The 13494-nt window shown below is 40.3% G+C and carries 15 protein-coding genes; 5 read left to right on the top strand and 10 right to left on the bottom strand.

Features of this window, described 5'->3' with window-relative positions:
• Positions 1-26: 26 nt before the first annotated feature.
• The 9 genes from NQ505_RS14205 to NQ505_RS14165 form a co-directional block, all read right to left on the bottom strand.
• Positions 27-1574, bottom strand: a complete 1548-nt coding sequence (locus tag NQ505_RS14205) for a sodium:solute symporter (protein WP_009000892.1) — start codon at positions 1572-1574, stop codon at positions 27-29.
• Positions 1571-1696, bottom strand: a complete 126-nt coding sequence (locus NQ505_RS14200; protein ID WP_004296931.1) for a symporter small accessory protein — start codon at positions 1694-1696, stop codon at positions 1571-1573. The genes NQ505_RS14205 and NQ505_RS14200 overlap by 4 nt, the downstream gene beginning before the upstream one ends.
• A 71-nt stretch (positions 1697-1767) precedes the next feature.
• On the bottom strand, positions 1768-2367 hold the full coding sequence (locus tag NQ505_RS14195) for a nitroreductase family protein (protein WP_004296933.1): 600 nt from the start codon (positions 2365-2367) through the stop codon (positions 1768-1770).
• Between the two features lie 11 nt (positions 2368-2378).
• Positions 2379-5126, bottom strand: a complete 2748-nt coding sequence (metH, locus tag NQ505_RS14190) for a methionine synthase (RefSeq protein WP_009000891.1) — start codon at positions 5124-5126, stop codon at positions 2379-2381.
• 89 nt (positions 5127-5215) lie between these two features.
• Positions 5216-5668, bottom strand: a complete 453-nt coding sequence (gene smpB / locus NQ505_RS14185) for an SsrA-binding protein (protein ID WP_009000890.1) — start codon at positions 5666-5668, stop codon at positions 5216-5218.
• 9 nt (positions 5669-5677) lie between these two features.
• Complete coding sequence (locus NQ505_RS14180) at positions 5678-6223, bottom strand: Yip1 family protein (RefSeq protein WP_004305955.1); 546 nt, start codon at positions 6221-6223, stop codon at positions 5678-5680.
• Positions 6224-6255: 32 nt separating this feature from the next.
• A complete protein-coding gene (locus NQ505_RS14175; RefSeq protein ID WP_009000889.1) occupies positions 6256-7014 on the bottom strand; it encodes a hypothetical protein in 759 nt (252 codons plus the stop codon).
• 82 nt (positions 7015-7096) lie between these two features.
• Positions 7097-7597: a DMP19 family protein gene (locus NQ505_RS14170; RefSeq protein WP_004325524.1), complete on the bottom strand. Its 501-nt coding sequence runs from the start codon at positions 7595-7597 to the stop codon at positions 7097-7099.
• Between the two features lie 601 nt (positions 7598-8198).
• Positions 8199-8603: an HsmA family protein gene (locus NQ505_RS14165; protein ID WP_009000888.1), complete on the bottom strand. Its 405-nt coding sequence runs from the start codon at positions 8601-8603 to the stop codon at positions 8199-8201.
• 238 nt (positions 8604-8841) lie between these two features.
• On the opposite strand from NQ505_RS14165, the gene NQ505_RS14160 reads away from it, so the two are divergent.
• The 5 genes from NQ505_RS14160 (at position 8842) to NQ505_RS14140 (ending at position 13061) form a co-directional block, all read left to right on the top strand.
• Positions 8842-9543, top strand: coding sequence for an iron-sulfur cluster assembly scaffold protein (locus NQ505_RS14160; RefSeq protein WP_004296942.1), 702 nt, complete (start codon positions 8842-8844; stop codon positions 9541-9543).
• Between the two features lie 19 nt (positions 9544-9562).
• Positions 9563-10573: a GGGtGRT protein gene (locus NQ505_RS14155; RefSeq protein ID WP_004296943.1), complete on the top strand. Its 1011-nt coding sequence runs from the start codon at positions 9563-9565 to the stop codon at positions 10571-10573.
• 341 nt (positions 10574-10914) lie between these two features.
• The gene (locus NQ505_RS14150; protein ID WP_009000887.1) at positions 10915-11268 is read left to right on the top strand and encodes a DUF1622 domain-containing protein; all 354 of its coding nucleotides are present in this window, start codon (positions 10915-10917) and stop codon (positions 11266-11268) included.
• Positions 11269-11396: 128 nt separating this feature from the next.
• A complete protein-coding gene (locus NQ505_RS14145) occupies positions 11397-12509 on the top strand; it encodes an AraC family transcriptional regulator (RefSeq protein WP_004325522.1) in 1113 nt (370 codons plus the stop codon).
• Positions 12510-12674: 165 nt separating this feature from the next.
• Positions 12675-13061: a LytTR family transcriptional regulator DNA-binding domain-containing protein gene (locus NQ505_RS14140; protein ID WP_004296947.1), complete on the top strand. Its 387-nt coding sequence runs from the start codon at positions 12675-12677 to the stop codon at positions 13059-13061.
• A gap of 24 nt (positions 13062-13085) precedes the next feature.
• On the opposite strand, the gene NQ505_RS14135 is transcribed toward NQ505_RS14140, so the two are convergent.
• On the bottom strand, positions 13086-13487 hold the full coding sequence (locus NQ505_RS14135) for an FKBP-type peptidyl-prolyl cis-trans isomerase (RefSeq protein ID WP_009000886.1): 402 nt from the start codon (positions 13485-13487) through the stop codon (positions 13086-13088).
• Positions 13488-13494 lie beyond the last annotated feature (7 nt).

The following is a 13494-nucleotide window of genomic DNA, read 5'->3' as shown; positions in this document are numbered from 1 at the left end:
AAAGTATTAGGTGTAATACCTAATACTTATTTCTTATAGGTCATCAGACTGATTACGACAATAGCCAATACAGATAATGGTAAGGCAAATAATATCGGGTCAATCACAGGGAAAGGATAAGTGGTTATCAACACATCCCGTCCGAATAACGCTTTACAGATACCTAATGCTGCAGATTCTTTCTGATGAAGAAACACAAGAGCAAACAGACTGCCGATTGTTCCCACCCAAAGACTTGCCATGACGCCTTGTTTAGTAGCTTTCTTCCAATATAAAGCACAGAAATAAGCCGGAAGAAAAGCAGCTGCACAAATTCCCATAAAAATAGAAGTTCCGCGGGCTATAATATCATGAGGCAACATATAACAAATAATATAACTGACCAGGATAGAGAACAATACGCCCAAACGGATCACATTGGTAAGTTTATTCCGTGAACGGGGTTTATAAGTTCCGTAAATATCAGAACCTACCGAAGCACCCATCGTGTGAAACTGCGAACTTAGCGTAGACATACTGGCTGAAAGGATGCACAACATAAAGAGTGCGGCAAACCAGTCGGGCATCGCTTTATTAATAAAATATGGAATTATCTTATCAATATCCTGCACTACTTCGGTAGCAACCGCTCCTTCTGTTTTCAGGAAGAAAAGATTACTCAAGGCTCCGGCATGATAGATAGCTCCTACTGTTATAATCAGAAAGAAACAACCGATAAATACACCGCGGTTCAACTGCTTACTGCTCTCTACGGTCATAAAACGAACGACCAGCTGGGGTTGTGCAAGACAGCCGATTCCTACTCCTAAAATCAAAGAAGTAACAAGTGAATACCACTGCGGTGAACCCATTACAGGCATTGCTGTCCACCCCTGATGCCCCAATGCTTTAAATTTTTCAGGAACCAATGGAGCAATAGCAGTCAACTCTTTATTAGCTTCGGTAAAGCCCATACCGAGCACCTGATATAGTGAGAATAACAGGAACAGCATACAGGCGAACATGATAACTGCCTGTAACGCATCCGTATACATCACTCCTTTCATTCCTCCTGCTATAACATAAGCAGCTATGACCAATGTAAATATCAACAAAGAGATATTGAAATCAATCTGGAAAATCTGTTCGATGAATACGGCTCCACCCTTCATTACAACCGCTGCATAAAGCGGCATTCCGATGAAAATAACAGCAGCAATAAATACCTGTATATTACGGGAACGGAAATGACGGCCTAATAATTGAGGGAAAGTACTCACATTCAACTTTGCCCCCATACGCCGGGTACGCAAACCGAAAAAGATAAAAGCTATAACCACCCCTACAAACATATTAAGGAAACAGAGCCACTGAATACCCATTCCAAAAGCAGCCGCCACTCCTCCAAAACCTACAATAGCAGATGCGGAAATAAACGTAGCACCATAAGAAAGTGCCATTACGATAGGATTCATCTGACGTCCGCCTACCAAATAGTCACTGGTATTCGTTGTTTTCTTATATCCCAAAAAGCCGAGGTAGGCCAGTGACAGCAGATAAGCTACCACAATTAGTCCAAGAGTAAATGTATTCATCGGGTTTCGTCTTTTTCGTCGTCCTTATTCCAATATTTCAGCCCAAACCAGGCAGCAAAAATCACACATACCACCGAAAGCAGGTAAGGCAGAATAATAAAAGGGTCGTCTATTCCAAACATTTGCGTATCAGATTTTAATCAATTTAGACGCAAATGTAAGGAAATTATTGAAAAGACAAAACTTTTGTTTACTAATACTGATTATAATGTATCTTTTTCTCGTCAAATTTCTGTTTCGGGTTCTCTTTTGTAGCCGGATAGCCAAAAGGAATGACACAAAGCGGAAGAATATTATCGGGCAGGTTAGTATATTTACGCACTACTTGCATACGGTCTTCATAAGGATAGGCCGCTGTCCATACAGCACCCAATCCCAGACTTTCAGCAGCCAACAAAATATTCTGTGCTGCTGCAGAACAATCTAAATACCAATATGACGAGCGTACTGAATCTCCACAGACGATGATAGCGTTACGGGCCTGCGTCAGCATTTTGGCATAAGGAAGTGCTGCTGCCATTGAATCCAGTTTGGCACGATCAGATACTACCACAAATTCCCATGGACGGATATCCCTACCCGTAGGAGCAGCCATTCCGGCACGAAGCATCAAGTCGATTTTCTCTTTCTCTACTCCTTTATTCAGATAAGCACGCACACTTTTGCGCTCGAAAATATTATCCAACACAGCATTTCCGGTTCCAGATGTTCCTTTTTCTTCTTTTGCAGAAGAACAGGAGGTCATAGCAGTGACTGCTACAATCAGACATAAGAAAGAGAAAATCTTTTTCATTGTGACAATGTTTAAAACAGGTTCAACTTATTTTTCTGTGCTTCTTCCAACGAAACAGTTTCACGTTTCATCAGCCCACTCTTTTCACGGAGTGCTTCATATTCTGTTTCCAATTCATTCACCAGCTCGGCTTTTGCCTGCGGGTTAAGCAATTTGGAAGCGACACTTGCATTTTGGGAAGCATCTTTCAGGTGTACTACCGGAGCATGATAAACAGGAGCAATCTTTAATGCCGTATGCATCTTCGATGTAGTGGCTCCACCAATCAAAAGAGGAATATCCAAACCTGCTTTTTCAAGTTCAACAGCCACGTGAGCCATTTCTTCCAAAGATGGAGTAATCAGTCCACTCAACCCGATCATATCTACCTTTTCTTCAATAGCACGCTGAACGATGGTTTCTGCAGGAACCATTACTCCTAAATCTACAATATCATAACCATTGCAGGCCATCACTACAGCTACAATGTTTTTTCCGATGTCGTGCACATCCCCCTTTACAGTTGCCAGTAGCACTTTACCTGCCGAAGCACTTCCTTCCACTTTTTCCGATTCAATGATCGGTTGCAAGATAGCTACGGCTTTCTTCATGGTGCGGGCAGTCTTCACAACCTGAGGCAGAAACATTTTACCGGCACCAAACAGTTCACCAACATGGTTCATTCCATCCATCAACGGCCCTTCGATCACATTCACCGCCTTATCGTAAAGAGGCAAAGCTTCTGCCAAATCCTGTTCCAGAAAATCTCCGATTCCCTTCATCAAGGCATATTTCAAGCGTTCCTGAACAGATTCTTCTCTCCAGGCATCATGCTTCACAGCCGGTTGTCCGGCAGTTCCGCTCATGGTTGCTTTCAGAGATTCCGCTAATTCAATAAGCCGTTCCGCCGCATCCGGACGACGGTTTAAGACAACATCTTCTATCTTTTCCAAGACATCAGCCGGAATATCAGTGTACAATACGGAAGTTCCCGGATTCACAATCCCCATGTCCATTCCTTGCTGAATGGCATGATAAAGGAATACCGCATGCATGGCTTCACGGATATAATTGTTGCCACGGAAAGAGAAAGAAAGGTTGCTGACTCCTCCGCTGATGTGTGCACCGGGGAGATTTTTCTTTATCCAAGCGGTAGCTTCAATAAAATCTACAGCATAGTTATTATGTTCTTCAATCCCCGTAGCTACAGCAAGCACATTGGGGTCAAAAATAATATCGTGAGGATTAAAGCCGATTTTGTCAACCAAAAGACGGTAAGCCCGTTGACAAACTTCGATTTTACGGGCGGCTGTATCTGCCTGTCCTTTCTCGTCGAACGCCATAACCACAGCAGCGGCTCCATATTGCCGGATGATTCGGGCATGTTCAAGGAAAACTTCCTCTCCCTCTTTCAAAGAAATAGAGTTGACGATTGATTTGCCCTGAAGACACTTCAGTCCGGCTTCAATAACTTCCCATTTGGAAGAATCAATCATGATCGGAACACGGGCTATTTCCGGTTCAGACATGATAAGGTTCAGGAAAGTAGTCATCTCTGTCTTTGCCTCCAACAATCCATCGTCCATATTGACGTCAATCACTAAAGCACCGTCCTCCACTTGTTGGCGGGCGATAGAAAGGGCTTCATCATATTTCTTTTCATTGATGAGACGAAGGAACTTGCGCGAACCGGCTACATTGCAACGTTCGCCGACATTCACAAAGTTTATTTCCGGCTTCACTTCCAACAGTTCAAGTCCGGAGAGCCACATACAATCCGGCGCAGAGGCAGGAACGTGCGGTTTAGCTCCTTCTACAAGGGCGGGATATTCAGCAATATAGGCATCTGTCGTACCACAACAGCCACCAATAATATTGATTAATCCTTCTTCAACATATTCTCTCACTTCATGAGCCATATCCGCAGGTGTCTGGTCATACTTACCCAGACTATTCGGTAACCCGGCATTCGGATAGGCACTAATATAATAAGGTGCATGGGATGCCAGCTGTTCCAGGAACGGCTTCAACTGACGGGCACCGAATGAGCAATTCAAACCGACTGAAAAGATATTGGCATGTTGCACAGAAGCCAGAAATGCATCCAATGTTTGTCCGGACAGTGTTCGTCCGCCAATATCGGATACAGTTACAGACAACATGATAGGCACTTCGACACCAGTGGCTTTCATGGCTTGTTCAGCAGCAAAAATTGCTGTTTTAGCGTTTAGGGTATCAAAGATTGTCTCAATCAGAATAGCATCTACCCCACCCTCAAGCATTGCTTCCATTTGTTGCTGATAGGATGCAGCCAGTTCGTCGTAACTCAAAGCACGATAAGCCGGGTTGTTTACGTCCGGGCTCATAGAACAGGTTTTATTGGTAGGTCCTACGGAGCCGGCCACAAAACGTGGTTTATCGGGATTCTTGGCTGTATACTCGTCAGCAAGGTCACGAGCCAGTTTTACGGCTGCAAGATTCATCTCACGCACGTATTCTTCTACGTGATAATCAGCCATAGAAACTGTGGTTGAACTAAATGTATTGGTCTCGATGATATCCGCACCCGCTTCCAGGTATTTACGATGAATATCCTGAATCACGTCGGGACGTGTCAGACACAATAAGTCATTATTCCCTTTCAGCTGTCCGGGAATATGCGCAAAACGTTCACCACGAAAATCTTCTTCTTTGAGATTATATTGTTGAATCATTGTACCCATTGCCCCATCCAGAATAAGGATGCGCTCGGATACGATCTGAGAAATTGTCTTTTTCATTACCCTATCACATTAATACCTAATTACCACTCTGCCAACATCTGCCAGACCTCTCGTAGTCCGGCGTTTTATCTTATAGCGTTTTTTACTTACCGCTTGAACATTCTTGCCATATCTCTACGGTCGTCTTTCTCCTTAATGGATTCCCGTTTATCATACTCTTTCTTACCTTTCGCCAAAGCTATGACCAGTTTCGCCAAACCTTTCTCATTGATAAACAAGCGTACAGGGACAATCGTAAAGCCGGGATTTTTCATCTCCCGCTGAAATTTTTCCAATTCTTTTTTATTAAGCAACAACTTCCTCTCTCTACGTGCCGTATGATTATTGTACGATCCATAGAAATATTCGGCGATGTGCATATTCTTCACCCACAATTCGCCTTTCGTAAAATAGCAAAACGTATCTACCAGACTGGCTTTTCCCAAACGAATGGATTTTATTTCCGTACCGGTCAATACGATACCTGCTGTGTAGGTATCTATCAGCTCGTAATCAAACGTAGCCCGTTTATTCTTTATATTTACAGGAGGTTGTTTCATCTTTACTCATTAATTAAGTATAGCCGTCAGTCTATTAAACACGATCTGTATCACCGCCGGACATAGTATTAACAATACAGACGACAAAAGGGTGTATTTTAATCGTTGTTTTTCTTCTACTCCCATCAATACAGGAACTCCCTCCCATACCACATAGACGATGTAGAACTGCAGCAACCAAGCAATAATTCTAAAATCAGGTAACAGTCCGGTTACTATCTGAAGCAGGAAAGGCACAACCAATGCATATCCTGCAAACTGTTGTGTCAACGGCATATTACTATGCATACCAAACATTCTTGTTCCCATTTCATTAATGGCATAAGCTGCCAGAAAATAGCCACCGAACAGGGCTACAGCTACGGCACAACAATTGGTCATAGCTATCTGGAAACTTTGCGGACCTCCCCATCCATTCGTCAATAACGAACCAATGAATACGGACAGACCGCATAAACCAATCATAGGATAGACAAAAGCTATATATACTTTTCGCCTATCCTCTTCCATAGAAATTTCCTCCCAGGCCTTGGCCGGAGAGGAAATCAATTTCATTGCTATGTTAAATAGTTCTTTGTAGTTCAATGTTATTCTGTAAACGCGTATTGATATTCAACTGAAGTTTCTCCATTCTCGTCTTTCAATTCATCTTTTGAGCTATTGGTTTCAGCTTTTAATACCAAATATTGTGGCAATTTACCAGTTTTCTCTTTAAACTGATAAAGAGCTGAACTAATTGAATAAGCTCTATAAGCATATGTGAAGTTGGAACGAGTTACACTTTCCTCTCCATCCTCAACACGGTGACTAATATATAAATTCAACTTAGTAGCATTGCTTTCTATTTCATCAGGATTATAGGAAAGACAAAATGAATGTTTCTTTAATTCTGATTCTTCAACACTAGAGTTTGTAACCTTCACCCAATATGGCATTGTTAAAACAATCGTATTTTTATCATAATAAACCAGACTTGACTGTTGCTTATCCAATGTATAAAGAGGATTAGTAGGTTTAGTCTTTGTTGTAGACAAACTTTCATCACCTTTAGGATCAATACAAAGTGGAGTAGATAACAGCGTTACTGGTATACTATTACTATTCGCTGATACCTGTGATTGGTCATATTGACATGAAATTATGTACATAATCCCATCCAATAAACCTAATTCTGTAGTTGGAACCAACTTAGTAGTTCCATCACCCATCAAAAATGATGAATAATTATACTTAACAGGAACAGTCATCGTAACATTGTGGTTATCGTCTCCATTCATACATGAAGTAACCGACATCCCCATAACCACAGCCATCAAAGCCACCAAGAAAAATTTCACTTGTTTCATAAACATATTTTTTAGATTTTGCAAAGATATAAATTCTAATTCATAATTAATAAATGCAAGTACTTAAAAAATACTGCATCCGTTACTTTATTATTTTTGCAAAAAGTTCCAAATGATCATCTACGTAGCTTGCAATCAATGCTGTGACTTGTTCTTCCATCTCTAAATAAGCTTCTTCCAACTCATCAAAAGCTTCATATTGCTCGTACATAGCCATAAATTCATCATCCGTCCGTTCCTTTTCCAAATCTTTCCGGTTGGAATCAAAGATTTTCTTAGCCTTATAGACTAATTTAGAGAATTCTTCTGCCCCCCATAAACGCATCACTTTCGCAAACGGATTATCAAAGATATATCCACCATAGCCGTTCTGAATTAATTGGCAAAATCCACCAACCATTATTTCATCACGAAAAATCTGATATGCCAGCAAAGAATGTTGTTCTCCTGTCAGCAGAGGCATTGTTTCGGCAGTTAGTTCGCCACCGATAATCTCTTTATATTTATCTGTAAACGCTTGGATAAATTCATCCATTCCTTCACCCGCAGCCTTCTGTAAAGCAGACTCTAAAACTTCGATCATATCTTCATTTAATATTTGAAGCAACAAAGTTACAACTTTAATCCCATATCTAATAATGATACGCCTACAATCTTACTAAAAACAATTATCAATCCGTTTCATTCCTTCCGGTATGGTTTTGAAGCAAATGATACTTTAGCAAACAAGTATTGAAACGGTAGCCCGTGAAATAATATAGAATTTACCTAACGTACAAACGTAGGTTATCTACCGTGTGAATGTCCGTTACCTACCGGGCGAGCATCAACAACCTACCAGACAAAAGTCGGTCATCTGCCGGACGAACAGTTCATGAGGGACACGGGAACAGAAACGGTACCGACGAAGTGATCCGAACCGACAACGGCAGCAGCCAAAGCCATCTTCTCTGCCCAGTATTATTGCTGTTGTTTATAACAGAAATAATACTTTTACTTACTCTTCTTTACTCTTCTCTTCTCTACTCTACTGGTTTTCATTGGCTTTTCCCCCTTTACTGGTGGGCGTTTCAGCGCTTTGTACACCCCTCTCCGAACACCCTCATTTTTGTATCCTTTTGAACTAAATAACGTAAGCTTTTAGCGGAATAATCCCTCTCCCCCTATTTATCTGCTGCCTAATCCTATACGTGTAATCGCATCCCCAAATAAACCCCTATTAAATAAGGTATAAGCCAAATGCACCAAACTACAATGCTGAAACGATTAAAATGTCTCTTTTCTATAGGCGTTCCCTTCACATAGGTCCATATCGCCCATAACGCATGTACAAACATCAGAAGAATAGCAATTGCCCCTGTCACCGTATGCATTTCGTCATGCAGATGAGTCAGTTCGGCAATATGCTCCATCAGGCTTGTACCCACCGTATCAACCAACAACCCGAGAAGAAAGAAAATGAGATGCCAAAACTTTAATTTCCTTTGAAGACGTTCTCCCCAAACACCTATCGTATAAAAAATAAGTGCAGATGAAATAACGCAAATTGCCGCTATTAAATAATGTATATCTACTTGATTCAGTTCCATAAATTTTCTTTTTCTAATAACAACAAAGCAAAGAATAGATAGTTCTCCCGGTCTCAATCTTTCACAAATGCAATCCCGACTTTACAAACGACAAAAAAACGTAAACAGATTTGTCACTTTTCACAAAAAAGTAATAAAAGGCGATTTGCAGAAACAAATAAATCGACTACCTTTGTGGGCGATTTAGAGAATCGTGACTACGTATTTTTAATTATATCACTTAAAAAAAGAGCTAATTATGACTTATTCACACGAAGTGGAACACATGTGTGTTGTAAAGAAGGGTCCTAACCATGGACCGGCTCCCATACCCGAAGAAGGCAAATGGGTAAAATCTAAAGAAATCGTTGATATTTCTGGTTTGACACACGGTATCGGTTGGTGCGCTCCTCAACAAGGTGCTTGTAAACTGACACTGAACGTTAAAGAAGGTATCATCCAGGAAGCCTTGATCGAGACAATCGGTTGCTCTGGTATGACTCACTCAGCTGCTATGGCTTCTGAAATCCTTCCGGGTAAAACAGTTCTTGAAGCATTAAACACTGACCTTGTTTGCGACGCTATCAATACTGCAATGCGCGAACTTTTCTTGCAAATCGTATACGGACGTACTCAATCGGCTTTCTCTGAAGGTGGTTTGATTATCGGTGCAGGTTTGGAAGACTTAGGTAAAGGTCTGCGTAGCCAGGTAGGTACTCTTTATGGTACTTTGGCTAAAGGTCCTCGTTACCTTGAAATGGCAGAAGGTTATATCAAGCAAATCTTCTTGGACAAGAACGACGAAATCTGCGGATACGAATTCGTACACATGGGTAAGTTCATGGACGAAATCAAGAAAGGTACTGATGCTAACGAAGCTTTGAAGAAAGTTACAGGTACTTATGGACGCGTAACAGCAGAACAGGGAGCAGTTAAATCTATTGATCCACGTCACGAATAATATAAGGAGGAAAGAAACTATGATTAGAGAAGTAAAATTCGAAAGCCAAGACCGTCGTATCAAAGGTATCATTGAAGCCTTGAACGCTAACGGCATCAAAGACATCGAAGAAGCTAACGCTATCTGCGAAGCTGCCGGACTTGATCCTTATAAAACGTGTGAAGAAACTCAGCCTATCTGCTTTGAAAATGCAAAATGGGCTTATGTAGTAGGTACTGCTATCGCTCTTAAGAAGAACTGCACAAACGCTGCTGAAGCTGCTGAAGCTATCGGTATCGGTTTGCAAGCATTCTGTATCCCGGGTTCTGTAGCTGACGACCGTAAGGTTGGTATCGGTCATGGTAACCTGGCTGCTATGTTGCTGCGCGAAGAAACTAAATGTTTCGCTTTCCTGGCAGGTCACGAATCTTTCGCTGCTGCTGAAGGTGCTATCAAAATCGCTGCAAAAGCAGACAAAGTACGTAAAGAACCGTTGCGTTGCATCCTGAACGGTCTTGGAAAAGACGCTGCTCAGATCATCTCTCGTATCAACGGCTTTACTTATGTTCAGACTCAATTCGATTATTTCACAGGTGAACTGAAAGTTGTTCGCGAAATCGCTTACTCTGACGGCCCTCGTGCAAAAGTAAAATGTTATGGTGCTGACGACGTTCGCGAAGGTGTAGCTATCATGTGGAAAGAAGGTGTAGACGTATCTATCACAGGTAACTCTACTAACCCGACTCGTTTCCAACACCCAGTTGCTGGTACTTACAAGAAAGAACGTGTTCTTGCTGGCAAACCTTATTTCTCTGTTGCTTCTGGTGGTGGTACAGGTCGTACTCTTCACCCGGATAACATGGCTGCCGGTCCTGCTTCTTATGGTATGACGGATACGATGGGTCGTATGCACTCTGATGCACAGTTCGCTGGTTCTTCATCAGTTCCTGCTCACGTAGAAATGATGGGATTCCTAGGAATTGGTAACAACCCGATGGTAGGTTGTACAGTAGCTTGTGCGGTTGATGTTGCTCAGGCTTTAGGTAAGTAATTCAGGTTACTTTATATAGATAAAGAACTCCTGTAATCTTAACGATTACAGGAGTTCTTTTTATTTGTAATAATTTGATATGGATAAATTTATTCTGAAATGTATTACTTCATATAAACCATATCATCTTTTCTTTCTCCTTTGTACCAATCAGTGTTTGATTTACATCCACTTTCAACCCACTTTGAATACCCTCCAGACACTATTTAAACTGGACAAATAGGTAGCTTTTAACTTGAATATACAAATATAAACCTGTAAGAGCAAATAATGTAGCTAATTCGAGAACTTTTGTATGACTTCGCCTGTTTACATAACAGATACTAAAACATTATACAACAATGCTACTCACATTCTTAAATACACTTGCCACTATTATCAGTGTTATTAGTCTGCTAATTGTCACTTACGGAGTATTAGTCTGCTTCATCGCCTTTTTACGCAATGAAATAAAACGATTCAACGGAACATATACGGTTTACAATATACGGCAGTTGAGGGCGGATTTTGGCACTTACCTTTTGCTTGGATTGGAATTTCTAATTGCTTCCGACATACTAAAAACTGTGGTTGATCCAACGTTGGACGAATTGGCAATCCTGGGTGGAGTGGTTGTAGTAAGAACTGTGCTTTCTGTATTTTTGAATAAAGAGATCAAAGAATTGGCCGAAAATGATTCAGCGAAAGAAATATAGCATATCGCCGCACAACTAAGTTTCTCCAAAGCCATATCTTTTTTATTGCCTGATATTTCTATTTTGCCTACCTTTGTACGGGAAACATTTACACACTGACTGGCAAGGAATAGAAACACGTCAAAAAAATGGGAATTACACATCTATCTATTGAGCTTACACTTGATCTGATTGCGTTAATTATAGGAATCATCCTTATTATACGTGCTAAAGACAATTATCCGAAATTATATTGGGGAATTATAGCAACTGGCATCGGTATTATGTTTTCATGGGAAAATATCGGATGGCTGACAATTGTCACAGACACTCCGGAATACAACTTCACAGAATTGCTCAACATTGAGAAAATGCTCAAATGGTATGCTTTAGCAAATATTGTAGCCCTGTTCCCTATCGCTTCTTTATCACCGGGCTATCTGAACCATTTCAGAATATTTACTTTTCTATTATTACCCATCATTACGATAACTGTAGGAATCAGTTATTTAGGTTTCAATGGGAATATCACTCCCATCCACTCCATAGATGAAATTATTCCGAATATCCATCAAATAGATGTCAAGCTTAGGGCTTGCATATTCCTATTATCCGTTTTTACCCCACTCGTTCTTCTTATTTATCCGATGATGAATAACAAGACCTACCGCAGGATAAATAATAACATGTATCTATTCATCGGTTTTCTATTCGTATTTTTAGGGATATACATTTTGTTCACTCTAAATATCAATGAATTTGTTTTCAATCTGTTCGGCATTATGGCAATCGTTTTTACGGTCTTATTCTCCATACAATATTTACGTTATGAGAATCCGTTTTCGAACCATATAAACATGATTCATAATGCAAAGAATACGGAAAGCACTATAATGCTACAAGCTGGAAAGCCATCTCCTACTCTCCCGCTCTTCTCAACGATTGAAGCCTATCTTCAGGAACAGCATCCCTACACCGATCAACGGTATAACATAGAACTTTTAGCCAAGTCCCTGAATAAACAGGAACATGATATTTCAGCAGCAATCAAAAGTCAGGGCTTTACAGGTTTCCGGGAATACATTAATTATCTTCGATTGGAATATTTCAGACAGTTAGCCGCCGAAAATCCAAAGAGTAATGTAAAAGAACTTATGTTTGCATGCGGTTTCACCTCCCGGGCAACTTTCTATCGTAACTTTTCAGAAAAGTATGGTGTATCACCCAGTAAATTCATTGAGAATCAAAGAGTAGAACAATAATTTCCTTTTTTAAAAGCACAATTCTTAATAGTAAAAAGTGTCTCATTTCAGGAATGAGACACTTTTTATTTTTATAGCTAAAAGCAATCCGTTACTTTTGATGCAAAATAAAACTACGACGTTGGCATCATCAACAGATTAATCGAATACTAAGATAAATAGAATATGAATATTGACAATTGTAATCACACCGACACAGAAAAACATCAAGAAGAAAAGATCTTTTTATATACTACCATTACTGGAAACTTGCAACTAATCCATTTAGAACAGATTGGCTATTTCCGGTATAACTCCAAGAGTAAACTATGGGAAGCTGTATTAAATAATAATCATACCCTGGCACTCAAAAGAAATACAAACTCACAAAAGATATTGAGTCTGCATCCCTATCTTATCCAGATTAGCCAGTCACACATTATCAATATAAGCTATCTGGTTTCGATTGAAGACAACAATTGCATATTGCTTCCTCCATTTAATGAGATGGAACTTTTACAAGTAAGCAAGTCTTTTATGAAAAAGCTAAAAGAAAAATATCCATGTATCTGATTGTATATAGCTCATCTTTATGTTCTATGCAACGCCAAGCAGTTCCACTTCGAAGATCAATGTCGAGTAAGCAGGAATAGAATCAAAAGATTTGATACCGTATCCCATTGCATAAGGAATATAAATAATCCATTTATCACCAACATGCATTTTCTGAAGTGCCACCTGCCACCCTTCTATTACATCACTAAGACGTAAGGCATCGGGACAAGTACGCTCATAAGAATTATCAAACACCCGACCATCAATCAGACTTCCTTTGTAATGCACGGTAACAATACTCCGCGCACCCGGAGAAATCGTACTTTCGCCAGTTTCCAAAACTTTGTAATAGATTCCACACGGCAACGCGAAAACACCTTCCTGAAAAGACAGTTTTTTCAAAAATCGCCGATTGGCCTCTTTGTATTCTTTCTTTTTCCCCATAAATAAA

Source organism: Bacteroides sp. D2 (genome assembly GCF_025147085.1).
Lineage (GTDB): Bacteria > Bacteroidota > Bacteroidia > Bacteroidales > Bacteroidaceae > Bacteroides.
The sequence above is the reverse complement of the archived record's forward strand: the minus strand, read 5'-3'. Positions and strand labels throughout refer to the sequence as shown.